We start from the raw sequence: 12,747 nt of genomic DNA, 5'->3' as shown, positions 1-12,747 counted from the left end.
CCGGGTCGGCGGCCATGCCAAGCTGATACGCATGCAGCCTTACGACGAACGCCTCAGCGCGCCCCGTTCCTGGTGGTTCATCGCGGTCCTGATGGGGGTCTCAGTGGGGTTGATCATGCTGCCGTTCGGCACCCTGCCGATGCTCGGCGGGCTGATCGGCGGAGCGGCGCTGGCCTGTGTGGCGGTGAGTTCGTACGGCTCGGCGCGGGTGCGCGTGGTGGCGGACTCGCTGGTGGCCGGCGAGGCGAAGATCCCGGTGTCGGCACTGGGGACGCCGCAGGTGCTGGACGCCGCCGAGGCGGCCGCCTGGCGGACCTACAAGGCCGATCCGCGGGCGTTCATGCTGCTGCGCAGCTACATCCCGACCGCGCTGCGGGTGGAGGTCACCGATCCGGAGGACCCAACACCGTATGTGTATGTGTCCACACGGAATCCGGAGGCGCTCGCCGCCGCGCTCACGGCCGTTCGCTCGGCGTGACGGGGGCGCGCGAGGAGCTCATTTCTCCAGGGCCACGGGGAGGTCCCAGGGGATCTGCTTGGCCCGCAGATCCTTGCGGACCTTGCGCGCGAGCTTCTTGGTGTCGCGCCGGTTCATCGCGGCTCCCACGGCCGCGCCGACCATGAAGGGCGCCAGGGACGGCATGTTCCGGAAGCCGCGCCTGAGCACCTGCTGCCGCAGCTCGCGCTTCATCTGGACGCCGAGAGCCGCGTTGACGGTCGCCGGCTGGGCGACGTCGATACCGCGCTCCTCGGCCCAGGCGCCGAGGTAGGCGACGGCGCGCTGACGCGTGGAGCCGGGCGCGCGCACCCCGTAGACCTCGTGCAGCTCGGCGATCAGCTTGAACTCTATGGAGGCCACGCCGACGATCTCGGCGGCCAGCTCGGTGGGCATGGCGGGCGGGGCCGACAGCATCGCCGCGGCACCGACGCCGGCGCCCACTGTGGCGGTGCCGCCCGCGGCACCGGCCACCAGCTTGTCCGCGAGCTCTTCGGGGCCCAGCCCCGGGAACTGCTTGCGCAGCGTCGCGAGATCGCGGACAGCGATACGTGGAGCGTTCGCGATGATCCGGTCGGCGACCGCGTAGACCCCCGCTCTCGCGCGCTCACCGCCTCGCCGCACACCACGGCCGACAGAGGTCGCGAGCGAGGCCATCCGGCCTCGCCCGGTCTCGTTCGTGTCGTCGTGTTCCGCCTCCACGCCGACCCCGCGGCTCAGGCCGCGCAGTCGCGGCAGATCGGCTGGCCGTTCTTGGTCTCGGCGGCCAGCTGGCTGCGGTGGTGCACGAGGAAGCAGCTCATGCAGGTGAACTCGTCGGCCTGGCGGGGCAGGACCCGGACGGACAACTCCTCGTTGGAGAGGTCCGCACCGGGCAGCTCCAGGCCCTCGGCCTGCTCGAACTCATCCACGTCGACGGTGGACGCGGACTTGTCGTTCCGCCGGGCCTTCAGTTCCTCGATGCTGTCCTCGTTGACGTCATCGTCGGTCTTGCGTGGGGTGTCGTAGTCCGTTGCCATGTCTGTCTCCCCCTCTGGGTGTCTGTGGTGTCTCCAGCGCACGTAACGCGTGAGAGGCCGGACTTGTGCCCGACCCGAGGCGGAGATTTTGCCTCACATCAAGGTCTGTTACTCAATCGACACCCAACCGCACCCCTGAAGAGGTGATCGGGTTGGATGGCCATCGGGACCGTACACGGTCCGAATGTCGCACTCACATGCGCCATGACGTGTACTTCCCGTGATCACGGCCCCTGAAAACCCGGATTTTCCCGGCTTTCCGTCAACCGTGACGATCACGCAGAGTATGTGGCCGGAAAATCGCCCATGTGATCGATCACACACCCTACATCGGGTGGGCGGATCACGAAAATTCCGCCCAAAGCGAACACATCCCGGCGGAGTCCCGGCCGCGCCTTCTCCGACCTCACACCGGCAGCACCACCCGTATCACCAGGCCGCCTCCCTCACGCGGCTCCGCCGCGATGCGGCCGCCGTGGGCGCGCGCCACCGAGCGCGCGATCGACAGTCCGAGGCCGACGCCCTTGTCGCTGCCGGTGCGCTCCGTACGGAGCCTGCGGAAGGGTTCGAAGATGTTGTCCATCTCGTAGGCGGGGACCACCGGGCCGGTGTTCGCGACCACCAGCACGGCCTGGCCCTGCCGGCTCTCGGTGGTGACCTCCACCCAGCCGTCCTGGGCCACGTTGTACCGCACCGCGTTCTGGACCAGGTTCAGGGCGATCCGCTCCAGCAGCACCCCGTTGCCCTGGACCACCGCGGGAGCGCGCTGCCCGCGCAGCTCCACGCCCCTGTCCTCCGCCTCCGCCCGCACCTGCTCCAGCGCCTGGGAGGCCACCTCGGCGAGGTCCACCGGCTTGCGGTCGACGATCTCGTTGTCGCTGCGGGCCAGCAGCAGCAGGCCCTCCACCAGCTGCTCGCTGCGCTCGTTGGTGGCCAGCAGGGTCTTGCCCAGCTGGGTCAGCTCCGGGGACGCCTGCGGGTCCGAGAGCTGCACCTCCAGCAGGGTGCGGTTGATCGCCAGCGGCGTGCGCAGCTCGTGCGAGGCGTTGGCGACGAACCGCTGCTGGGCGGTGAACGCCCGGTCCAGGCGCTCCAGCATCTCGTCGAAGGTGTCGGCGAGCTCCTTGAGCTCGTCGTCCGGGCCGTCCAGCTCGATCCGGCGGGACAGGTCGGAGCCCGCCACCTGGCGCGCGGTCCGGGTGATCCGGCCGAGCGGCGAGAGCACCCGCCCGGCCATCGCGTAGCCGAAGGCGAAGGCGATCACGGACAGGCCCAGGAGGGCTATCAGGGAGCGGCGCAGCAGCCCGTCGAGGGCCAGCTGGCGCTGCTCCTTCATACAGGTGTTCAGGACCGCGTTGAACTGGTCGGGGCTGCTCTGGCCGATGATCTCGGGGCAGGTGTTGTTGGTCGGCTGGACACTGCCGCCGACCAGCTTGAACGGCAGCTCGTTGCCGACGTGCAGGGCCTGGGCGGCCAGCAGGTAGATGATCGTCAGCAGCACCACCCCGGCGATCAGGAACATCCCGCCGTACAGCAGGGTGAGCCGTATCCGGATCGTGGGGCGCAGCCAGGGGTTGGAGCGCGAACCGGCCTGCGGGTCCCAGCTGGGCTTGGGCGGCGCCGTCGGCGGCAGCGGGGTCGGAGTCGTCGCCATGTCTGATCAGATCCGGTAACCGGAGCCGGGGACGGTGACGATCACCGCGGGCTCGCCCAGCTTGCGGCGCAGGGTCATCACGGTCACCCGCACCACGTTGGTGAACGGGTCGGTGTTCTCGTCCCAGGCCTTCTCCAGCAGCTGCTCCGCGGAGACCACGGCGCCCTCGCTGCGCAGGAGCACCTCCAGCACCGCGAACTCCTTCGGCGCCAGCTGGATCTCCTTGCCGTCCCGGAACACCTCGCGGCGGTTGGGGTCCAGCTTGATCCCGGCGCGCTCCAGGACGGGCGGCAGGGCCACGGTCGTCCGGCGGCCGAGCGCCCGGACGCGCGCGATCAGTTCGCTGAAGGCGAAGGGCTTGGGCAGATAGTCGTCCGCGCCGATCTCCAGGCCCTCCACGCGGTCGCTGACGTCGCCGGAGGCGGTGAGCATCAGCACACGGGTGGGGATGCCGAGTTCGACGATCTTGCGGCAGACGTCGTCGCCGTGCACGAGGGGCAGGTCCCGGTCGAGGACGACGACGTCATAGTCGTTGACGGCGATCCGCTCCAGGGCGGCGGCTCCGTCATACACGACGTCGACGGCCATGGCCTCCCGGCGTAGTCCGGTGGCCACCGCATCGGCGAGCAGCTGCTCGTCCTCGACGACGAGTACGCGCACGTCGTTGGTCCTTCCTTGATTGCCGCAGTGGGCGGGATGATCTCGCCGAACTCGATGGGTGTTCGGCGCCTCCATCCTGCCTCGAAGTCTCATAAACCGGCGGTAAGAGGGTCGCCGCGGGATCCCGAGCGCGGATCATGGCCGCGGCGGAGGGGTCCGCGGTGGCCGGAACACCGAATTCAGATTTCTTTCGGGTCCGGAGGTTTCCCCCGAAGACGGGGTGGGGAGGACGACTGCACACCCGCGATCACGCCCTGTCCCCGGCATATCTGGCTGGCATTGCCGTCGGCAGGGGCCACTCACGTGATCAACCCGCCGTCGGCACACCCCCGTGCCACCGACCCACGACGAGGGGGCGCAACATGGACGCGTTCACCGCAGGCATTCTGCAGCGCATAGAGAACACCAAGTCCGATCTCATTCGCGCCCGTGAGACGGGCGACGAGTTTCTTGTGGACGTGGAGCAGTCGGAGCTGGAAGACCTCCGTCGCCTCGCCGCCGAGCACGGCGTCGAAGTAAGCGCCTCGTTCGCTTGATCCCTTGTGGATTCCGGACCCGATCCAGATCCGGATTCCATGTGACCGTGTGACCGATTCCCAAACACCGCCGGATGGTGATCCAGAAAACATCCGGTAACCACGCCGAAGCGCCCCGGTGTCCTCGTGACTCCGGGGCGCTTCCGCGCGTGTGGATGGGGCTGGGGCGGGATTCCAGTCGTGCCAGGCGGATTCAGTCGTGCCAGGCGCCCAGGTCGTCCAGAAGCCCCCGCAGCGGCTCGAAGAGGCCGGGCGCGGCGGCGATGGTCAGCTCGGTGGAGGCCGGGACGCCCGGCCGCCCTCCGGTGAGCGCGCCCGCCTCGCGCGCTATGAGCGCACCGGCCGCGAAGTCCCAGGGGTTGAGCCCGCGCTCGTAGTAGCCGTTGAGCCGGCCGCAGGCCACATCGCACAGATCGATGGCGGCCGAGCCGCCGCGCCGGATGTCCCGCACCCGCGGCAGCACCTCGTTGAGTACCCGCGCCTGCCCGATGCGGCGCTCGCGCACGTACCCGAAGCCGGTGCCGATCAGCGACTCCTCGAGCGGGGCCGAGGGGCGGCAGCGCACCTGCTCCCCGTTCCGCCAGGCGCCCTGGCCCAGGGCCGCGTGGAAGGTCTCACCGCGCGCCGGGGCGATCACCACCCCGACGACCGCCTCGCCGTCCTTCTCGGCGGCGATGCTGACCGCCCACGACGGCAGGCCGTAGAGGTAGTTCACGGTGCCGTCGAGCGGGTCGATCACCCAGCGCACCCCGCTGCTGCCCTCACTGCTCGAGCCCTCCTCCCCCAGCACTCCGTCCCGCGGGCGGCGGCGCGCGAGGAGGTCGGTGATCAGCTTCTCGGCGGCGATGTCCATCTCGGTGACGACGTCGATCGGGCTGGTCTTGGTGGCCGCCACCCCGAGGTCGGCCGGGCGGCCGTCGCGCAGCAGGTCCCCCGCGCCGCGGGCGGCCTCCAGCGCCGTCTCGAGGAGTTCGGTCATGAGCGGGTCGGTCATCGTGCTCCTTAGCGGATTGCCCGGAGGGGCGAGCGGCGGTGGCGGGCCGGGGCGGCGGGCGCGGTCGGCCGCAGCCCGGGGCGTGAGGGCGAGCGCGGTCAGTCGGCGCCCGCGGCGGCGGGGCGCGGCGACCGGGCCGGGCAGCAGCCCACCGGACACACGTCATGACTCGGGCCGAGGGCGCCCAGGGCGCAGCGCTCCGGGGCGGCCGCGGCCCGGCCCTCGGCGAAGCGCTCGGTGGCCGCCCGCTCCAGCACCAGATCGCGCACGCACGCGGCAAACCGCGGATCGGCGCCGACGGTCGAGGCGCGGGAGACCGGCAGGCCCAGCTCGGCGGCCTTGGCCGTGGCCTCGGTGTCGAGGTCGTACTTGACCTCCATATGGTCCGAGACGAAGCCGATCGGGACCATGACGACGGCGGGCGCGCCCTCGCCGTGCAGCTCCTCGAGGTGATCGCAGATGTCCGGCTCAAGCCAGGGGATGTGCGGCGCGCCGCTGCGCGACTGGTAGACCAGCCGCCAGGGGCGCTCGACGCCGGTCTCCTCGCGCACCGCGTCCGCGATCAGCCGGGCGACATCGAGGTGCTGGGCGACGTACGCGCCGCCCTCGCCGTCCTCGGTGTGCGCCTCGACCGGGCCCGAGGTGTCGGCGGCGGCGGTCGGGATGGAGTGGGTGGTGAAGGCGAGGTGGGCCCCGGCCCGCCGGTCCTCCGGCAGCTCCGCGAGGGCGGCCAGCGTGGTGTCCACCATGGGCCGCACGAAACCGGGGTGGTTGAAGTAGTGCCGCAGCTTGTCCACGCGCGGCAGCGGCAGACCCTCGCCCTCCAGGGCGGCCAGGGCGTCCGCCAGGTTCTCGCGGTACTGCCGGCAGCCCGAGTACGAGGCGTAGGCGCTGGTGGCCAGCACCAGGATCCGGCGGTGGCCGTCGGCGGCCATCTCGCGCAGGGTGTCGGTCAGATACGGCGCCCAGTTGCGATTGCCCCAGTAGACCGGCAGGTCCAGGCCGTGCTCGGCGAAGTCCTTGCGCAGCGCGTGCAGCAGCTCGCGGTTCTGCGCGTTGATCGGGCTGACCCCGCCGAAGAGGAAGTAGTGCCGGCCGACCTCCTTCAGCCGCTCGCGCGGGATGCCCCGCCCGCGCGTGACGTTCTCCAGGAACGGCACGACGTCATCGGGGCCCTCCGGACCGCCGAAGGAGAGCAACAGCAGTGCGTCATAGGGGTCGGGGGCAGGCTGTACTGACTGATCCGGCATGCTCCCGATCCTGCCACCCGCCGCTGACAGGCGGGAAACGGCCCTGCGCGAACCGGGCGCGGGCCCGTAATCTGTATCAGCGCTCTACGATCCTTACCCTGCTCACGGCGGAGACTGCCTTGCCCAGTGCCAGCCCCTACCGCGCGATCTTCGCCGCCCCCGGTGCCAAGGAGTTCTCCGCGGCCGGCTTCCTCGGGCGGATGCCGCTGTCCATGGCGGGCATCGGCGTGGTGACCATGGTCTCCGAACTCACCGGCCGGTACGGGCTCGCGGGCGCCCTGTCGGCCACGCTGGCGCTCTCCGCCGCCGTCATCGGCCCGCAGATCTCCCGGTTGGTGGACCGGCACGGCCAGCGCCGGGTGCTGCGCCCGGCGACCCTTATGGCGCTCGCCGCCGTCTGCGGGCTGCTGCTGAGCGCGCACCGTGGCTGGCCGGACTGGACGCTGTTCGTCTTCGCCGCCGCGTCCGGCTGTGTGCCCAGTGTGGGCTCCATGGTGCGGGCCCGCTGGGCGGCGATCTACGAGGACTCCCCGCGCGAGCTGCACGCCGCGTACGCGTGGGAGTCCATCGTCGACGAGATCTGCTTCATCGTCGGGCCGGTCATCTCGATCGGGCTGTCCACCTCCTGGTTCCCGGAGGCGGGCCCGATGCTGGCCGCCTGCTTCCTGGCGGCCGGGGTCTTCTCGCTGACCGCGCAGCGGGCCACCGAGCCCGTACCGCATCCGCGCGGGCAGCACACGGGCGGTTCGGCGCTGCGCTCGCGCGGGCTCCAGGTGCTGGTGGCCACCTTCATGGCGACCGGCGCGATCTTCGGGGCGATCGACGTGGTGACGGTGGCCTTCGCCGAGGACGAGGGCCACAAGGGCGCGGCCAGTCTGGTCCTGGCGGTGTACGCGGCGGGCTCCTGCCTCGCGGGGGCGGTCTTCGGGGTGCTGCGGCTGAGCGGTCCGGTGTCCCGTCGTTGGTTGTGGGGTATTTGTGCGATCGCCGTGAGTATGATCCCGCTCCAACTGGTCGGGAACCTGCCGTTCCTGGCCGTGGCGCTCTTCGTCGCGGGCCTGGCCATCGCACCCACGATGGTCACCACCATGGCCCTTGTCGAACGGCACGTACCACGCGCGCATCTGACCGAGGGGATGACCTGGGTGAGCACCGGGCTCGCGGTCGGGGTGGCGCTCGGCTCGTCGGCCGCCGGATGGGTGGTGGACGCGGCCGGCGCCCGGGCGGGGTACGTGGTGCCGGCCGTGGCCGGGGCGCTCGCGGCCGCGGTGGCGTTCCTCGGGTACCGCCGGCTCCGGCCGGCGCCACAGCGGGAGGGGTCGGGTGCGGATGGCCGTCAGGACCGTGAGGACCGTACGGAGCAGCGTGTGGCGTAACTGGGCGGGGAACGTGATGGCCCGCCCGACGCGGATCGTCGCCCCGTCGTCCACGCAGGAGCTGGCCGAGATGGTGCGCCGGGCGACGGAGGAGGGGCTGAAGGTGAAGGCGGTGGGCACCGGGCACTCCTTCACCACCGCCGCCGCCACCGACGGGCTGCTGATACGCCCCGACCGGATGGCGGGGGTGCGCGGGCTGGACCGCGAGGCGGGGACCGTGACCGTCGCGGCCGGCACACCGCTGCGACAGCTCAACGAGACGCTGTCGGCCCATGGGCTCTCGCTGGTCAATATGGGCGACATCATGGAGCAGACGGTGGCCGGGGCGACGTCCACCGGCACCCATGGCACCGGCCGGGACAGCGCCTCGATCGCCGCCCAGATCAAGGGTCTGGAGCTGGTGACGGCGGACGGTTCGGTGCTGCGCTGCTCGGCGGAGGAGAACCCGGAGATCTTCGCGGCGGCCCGGATCGGGCTCGGCGCGCTCGGCGTGGTCAGCGAGATCACCTTCGGGGTGGAACCGGAGTTCCTGCTCTCGGCGCGCGAGGAGCCCATGCCCTTCGACCGTGTGATGGCCGATTTCGAACAGCTCGTGGCCGAGAACGAACACTTCGAGTTCTACTGGTTCCCGCACACCGGCAACTGCAACACCAAGCGCAACAACCGCAGCACCGGCCCCGCCGCCCCAGTGGGCCGGGTCAGCGGCTGGGTGGACGACGAACTGCTGTCCAACGGCATCTTCCAGGTGGCCTGTTCGGTGGGCCGGGCGGTCCCCGCCACCATCCCCGGAATCGCCAAGATCTCCAGCCGCGCCCTGTCCGCCCGGACCTACACGGACATCCCTTACAAAGTCTTCACCTCTCCGCGCCGAGTGCGGTTCCTGGAGATGGAGTACGCCGTGCCGCGCGAGGCCGCGGTCACGGTGCTGCGCGAGCTCAAGGCGACCGTCGAGCGGTCCGGACTGCGGGTCAGCTTCCCGGTGGAGGTGCGCACCGCGCCCGCCGACGACATCCCGCTGTCCACCGCCTCCGGGCGCGAGACCGCGTACATCGCCGTCCATCTGTACCGGGGCACCCCGCACCGGGCGTACTTCACGGCGGCCGAGCAGATCATGATCGCGCACGGCGGGCGTCCGCACTGGGGCAAGCTGCACAGCCGCGACGCCGCCTATCTGGCCGGGGTCTATCCCCGGTTCGGCGAGTTCGCGGCGGTGCGCGACCGGCTGGACCCGGACCGGCTGTTCACCAACGACTATCTGCGGCGGGTGCTCGGGGACTGACGCCTCACGGCCCGTCGGGCGACTGACGCGTCACGGCCCGTCGGGCGACTGGGCGGGTCACGGCGTACTGGGCGACTGACGTCTCACGGCGCGCCGGTGGCGCCGGGCGTGGGCGTGACCTCGCCGGAAGCATCCGTTCCGCCCGCCGTGGCACCACCGGACGGGGTCCGGGAGGGGCCCGGGGTGGCGGGCGCGGAGGTGCTGGGCGCGGTCCCGCCGCCGGTGCCGCCGGTGCCGCCGTCCTGTCCTGAGCCGTCGCCGGAGCCGTTTCCGGAGCCGGACGGTCCGGACGCGTCGGGCGTCGGCGAGGTCGAGGCGTCGGCCGCGCCGCCCTCGCGGGAGGTGCCCGGGGACGGCGCCTCGTCGCCGCTCCGGGAGGAGCCGGGGCCCTGTGACGGGGCGGTCGGATCGCGGCGCGAGGGGCCGGGGGTGGACTTCGACCCCGAGGAGCCGCGCACGCTGTCGCTGACGGTGGTTCCGGTCCGGTTCTCCCCCCAGACGTTGGACACAGGGCCACCGGAGAACATCTCGATCCCCGTGATCACGCTCATGGCGACGACGAAGACGGCGGCCGCCCCGACGGCGTGGCGCCGCCGGACGCGCGGCCGGGCGCCGTGCGTGGTCGGCTCGCCGTACTCGCCGGGGGCCGGGGCCGACGGGGGTGCGGCCGACTCGGCGGACTCATCTGGCCCGGCGAACTCACCTTGCACGACCGGACCGGCGGGGCCGCCGTACCGCCGTCGCCCGGTCGGCCGCGTCTGGACCCGTACCTCCTTGATCTGCTCACCGGTGCGCCGGAACAGATGCTGGAAGACGGTGCCGCCCGCGGTCGCCACCACGCTCACCACACCGGCGCCCAGGATCGTCCCGTAGACGCCCAGTTTGGACGCGAGCACCGCGGCGGCGACGGCCGCCAGCGCGCTGCCGGCCACATGGGCCACGCTCAGCTCGATCCGCCCGCTCTTGCGTTGTCCGTCGCCGTCGGCCTTGCCGTGCATCTCCCGCCTCGCTTGGACATTCGTTCCAGCCTCCGGGGAGAAGTGACCGATAAACGAAGCAGATCGTTCCGATTCTGTCGTTTCTGTGAAACTTGCCACCCAAATTGGGCCCCACTTCGAAGGATTCAGGCTTCCACCCCCCTCCCGGCCATGAACTCGGCTGGCGTGCCGCTCTACCTGAGCGGCCCGAATGGAGTACTGTGGCGAGCCTTGGCCCCGCGTTCCCGTCCGGCCGCCCGGACCCAACGGGAGGGGTCACAGGGCGGCAACCAACCGGCCCGGGCAACTCGGCAAAGTTGTGGCAGGCTGCACCCGGGCAGGCCACACTCGTCTAGCGGGAGAGCAGCGACGCAACCGTGACGTCGGCAGGCACCACCCGGGAGGTCCCCATGCCCGAACTGCGTGTCGTGGCCGTCAGCAACGACGGCACACGGCTGGTGCTCAAGGCTGCGGACAGCACGGAGTACACACTTCCCATCGACGAGCGGCTGCGCGCCGCGGTGCGCAATGACCGCGCTCGGCTCGGCCAGATCGAGATCGAGGTCGAGAGCCATCTGCGGCCCCGTGACATCCAGGCCCGTATACGTGCCGGCGCCACCGCCGAAGAGGTCGCCCAGATGGCGGGCATCCCCGTCGACCGCGTGCGGCGCTTCGAGGGCCCGGTGCTCGCGGAGCGCGCCTTCATGGCCGAGCGCGCCCGTAAGACTCCCGTGCGCCGCCCCGGCGAGAACACCGGACCGCAGCTCGGCGAGGCCGTCGCGGAGCGGCTGTTGCTGCGCGGCGCCGAGAAGGACACCACGCAGTGGGACTCCTGGCGGCGCGACGACGGCACCTGGGAGGTGCTGCTGGTCTACCGGGTCGCCGGTGAGCCGCACTCGGCGAGCTGGACCTACGACCCGCCCCGGCGGCTGGTCCAGGCGGTGGACGACGAGGCGCGGGCGCTGATCGGCGAGGCCGACGACACGCCCGAGCCGAGCTTCCCGTTCGTGCCGCGGATCGCCCGGCTGCCGCGCGACCGGGATCGTGACAGGGACCGCGATCGCGACAGGGACCGGACGTCGCCCGAGCGCCTCGACGACGACGCCCCGGCACCCGCGTCCGCCTCGCTGGACGACGGTCTCGGTGAGCGGGATTCGCTCACCAGCCTGCTGGAGGCCGTGCCCAACTTCCGGGGCGACATGGTCGTGCCCGAGGCACCGGTCGCGTCGGCGGCCCCGCCGCCGGAAGAGCCCGCCGAGGAGCCGGAGGCCGTCGAGCCGCCCGCCTCCGCGGCGAGCGCGGGTTCGGCGTACGCGGACGTGCTGATGCCGCGCTCGGTGGCGGGCCACCGCGACCGGCTGACCGGTACGACGGACCGACAGGCGGAGGCGGACGGCGTCCGCCCCGGCCGCCGGGCCGCGGTGCCGAGTTGGGACGAGATCGTCTTCGGCACCCGCCGCAAGAAGCAGGAGTAGCGGCCGCCACCGCGCCGACGGGCCCTGCCACCGCACGCCGGTGGCAGGGCCCGTCGGTGTGGTCAGCCCCGCTCGGGGCCGGTGGCCACCGGACGGGCGCCGTCCGAGGACCATTCGCTCCAGGAGCCGACGTACAGGGCCGCCGGAACGCCCGCGACCGCCAGCGCCAGCACCTGGTGCGCGGCCGAGACCCCGGAGCCGCAGTACACCCCGACCTCGGCGTCCCCGGTGGCGCCCAGGGCCGCGAACCGCTCGGCCAGCCGCTCGGCGGGCAGGAAGTGGCCGTCGTCCGTGACGTTCTCCGCCGTGGGGGCGGAGACCGCGCCCGGGATATGGCCGCCGACGGGGTCGATGGGCTCGACCTCTCCCCGGTAGCGCTCGCCCGCACGCGCGTCCAGCAGCACTCCGCGCCGCGCGAGCGCCGCCGCGTCATCCGCCTCCAGCAGCGGCAGGGCCCCGGGGCGCGGGACGAAGTCGCCCTCGGGCGCGTCCGGCACCTCGGCGGTCAGCGAGCCGCCGACCGCCGTCCAGGCGGGCAGACCCCCGTCGAGCACCCGGACGGACGGATGGCCCGCCCAGCGCAGCAGCCACCACGCGCGCGCCGCGGCCCACCCCTGTCCGCCGTCGTACGCCACCACGCGCCGGTCCTGGCTCACCCCGGCCCGGCGCATCGCGGCCGCGAACGCGGAAAGATCGGGCAGGGGGTGGCGGCCGGACTTTCCGGGCGGGCCCGCGAGCTCGGTGTCGAGGTCGACGTAGACGGCACCGGGCAGATGCCCCGCCTCGTATGCGGGGTGGCCGGGAGGCCCGCCGAGCTGCCAACGCACATCGAGCAGGAGCGGAGGATGATCCTCCGCCAGCTCGCTCATGAGATCGGATGCGGTGATGATGGCATGCATAGGGATCATCCTTGCGTAGATTTCTCTGCGTCGATTGGACCACCCGGTCACCCGGTGTACGTCTGGGTGACACCCGAGCGCAATGAAGCCGAAACGGATGAGCGGCAATAATTCGGGCATTCTGCTGCGAGA

At 71.9% G+C, this 12,747-nt stretch carries 13 protein-coding genes; 5 read left to right on the top strand and 8 right to left on the bottom strand.

Translation table 11 applies throughout. From position 1 onward, the window contains the following. Positions 1–31 precede the first annotated feature (31 nt). Positions 32–478 carry a DUF3093 domain-containing protein gene (locus tag ACJX2R_RS36910; protein ID WP_020867947.1) on the top strand — a complete coding sequence of 149 codons (447 nt, stop codon included), beginning with the start codon at positions 32–34 and terminating at the stop codon, positions 476–478. An 18-nt stretch (positions 479–496) separates the two neighbouring features. Here the strand turns inward: ACJX2R_RS36910 and ACJX2R_RS36905 are convergent, their stop codons facing one another. The 4 genes from ACJX2R_RS36905 to ACJX2R_RS36890 form a co-directional block, all read right to left on the bottom strand. After that, positions 497–1,198, bottom strand: coding sequence for a hypothetical protein (locus ACJX2R_RS36905; RefSeq protein WP_413103614.1), 702 nt, complete (start codon positions 1,196–1,198; stop codon positions 497–499). A gap of 14 nt (positions 1,199–1,212) precedes the next feature. After that, on the bottom strand, positions 1,213–1,515 hold the full coding sequence (locus tag ACJX2R_RS36900; RefSeq protein WP_009714537.1) for a DUF4193 domain-containing protein: 303 nt from the start codon (positions 1,513–1,515) through the stop codon (positions 1,213–1,215). Positions 1,516–1,921: 406 nt separating this feature from the next. Then, positions 1,922–3,169: a sensor histidine kinase gene (locus ACJX2R_RS36895; protein WP_413103613.1), complete on the bottom strand. Its 1,248-nt coding sequence runs from the start codon at positions 3,167–3,169 to the stop codon at positions 1,922–1,924. Between the two features lie 6 nt (positions 3,170–3,175). Beyond that, a complete protein-coding gene (locus tag ACJX2R_RS36890) occupies positions 3,176–3,829 on the bottom strand; it encodes a response regulator transcription factor (protein WP_020867950.1) in 654 nt (217 codons plus the stop codon). Positions 3,830–4,191: 362 nt separating this feature from the next. Between ACJX2R_RS36890 and ACJX2R_RS36885 the strand changes: the two genes are divergently transcribed. Beyond that, positions 4,192–4,365 carry a hypothetical protein gene (locus tag ACJX2R_RS36885; RefSeq protein WP_413103612.1) on the top strand — a complete coding sequence of 58 codons (174 nt, stop codon included), beginning with the start codon at positions 4,192–4,194 and terminating at the stop codon, positions 4,363–4,365. A gap of 193 nt (positions 4,366–4,558) precedes the next feature. Here ACJX2R_RS36885 and ACJX2R_RS36880 read toward each other — a convergent pair whose 3' ends face one another. Continuing rightward, entirely contained in the window at positions 4,559–5,359 is an 801-nt protein-coding gene (locus ACJX2R_RS36880) for an inositol monophosphatase family protein (protein WP_413103611.1), read from the bottom strand. A 98-nt stretch (positions 5,360–5,457) separates the two neighbouring features. Further along, the gene (locus ACJX2R_RS36875; RefSeq protein ID WP_413103610.1) at positions 5,458–6,609 is read right to left on the bottom strand and encodes a ferrochelatase; all 1,152 of its coding nucleotides are present in this window, start codon (positions 6,607–6,609) and stop codon (positions 5,458–5,460) included. Positions 6,610–6,728: 119 nt separating this feature from the next. On the opposite strand from ACJX2R_RS36875, the gene ACJX2R_RS36870 reads away from it, so the two are divergent. Together ACJX2R_RS36870 and ACJX2R_RS36865 are read left to right on the top strand one after the other, a co-directional pair. After that, a complete protein-coding gene (locus tag ACJX2R_RS36870; RefSeq protein ID WP_413103609.1) occupies positions 6,729–7,985 on the top strand; it encodes an MFS transporter in 1,257 nt (418 codons plus the stop codon). Further along, positions 7,939–9,264, top strand: coding sequence for a D-arabinono-1,4-lactone oxidase (locus tag ACJX2R_RS36865; protein ID WP_413103608.1), 1,326 nt, complete (start codon positions 7,939–7,941; stop codon positions 9,262–9,264). The genes ACJX2R_RS36870 and ACJX2R_RS36865 overlap by 47 nt, the downstream gene beginning before the upstream one ends. An 83-nt stretch (positions 9,265–9,347) precedes the next feature. Here the strand turns inward: ACJX2R_RS36865 and ACJX2R_RS36860 are convergent, their stop codons facing one another. Then, positions 9,348–10,262, bottom strand: a complete 915-nt coding sequence (locus ACJX2R_RS36860; RefSeq protein WP_413103607.1) for a hypothetical protein — start codon at positions 10,260–10,262, stop codon at positions 9,348–9,350. Positions 10,263–10,618: 356 nt separating this feature from the next. Between ACJX2R_RS36860 and sepH the strand changes: the two genes are divergently transcribed. Next, positions 10,619–11,716, top strand: coding sequence for a septation protein SepH (gene sepH / locus ACJX2R_RS36855; RefSeq protein ID WP_413103606.1), 1,098 nt, complete (start codon positions 10,619–10,621; stop codon positions 11,714–11,716). A gap of 62 nt (positions 11,717–11,778) precedes the next feature. Here the strand turns inward: sepH and ACJX2R_RS36850 are convergent, their stop codons facing one another. Further along, entirely contained in the window at positions 11,779–12,615 is an 837-nt protein-coding gene (locus ACJX2R_RS36850) for a sulfurtransferase (protein WP_413103605.1), read from the bottom strand. Between the last annotated feature and the right edge of the window lie 132 nt (positions 12,616–12,747).

Source organism: Streptomyces sp. Inha503, assembly GCF_047215865.1.
In the GTDB taxonomy this organism is placed as follows: domain Bacteria; phylum Actinomycetota; class Actinomycetes; order Streptomycetales; family Streptomycetaceae; genus Streptomyces; species Streptomyces lycopersici.
The sequence above is the reverse complement of the archived record's forward strand: the minus strand, read 5'-3'. Positions and strand labels throughout refer to the sequence as shown.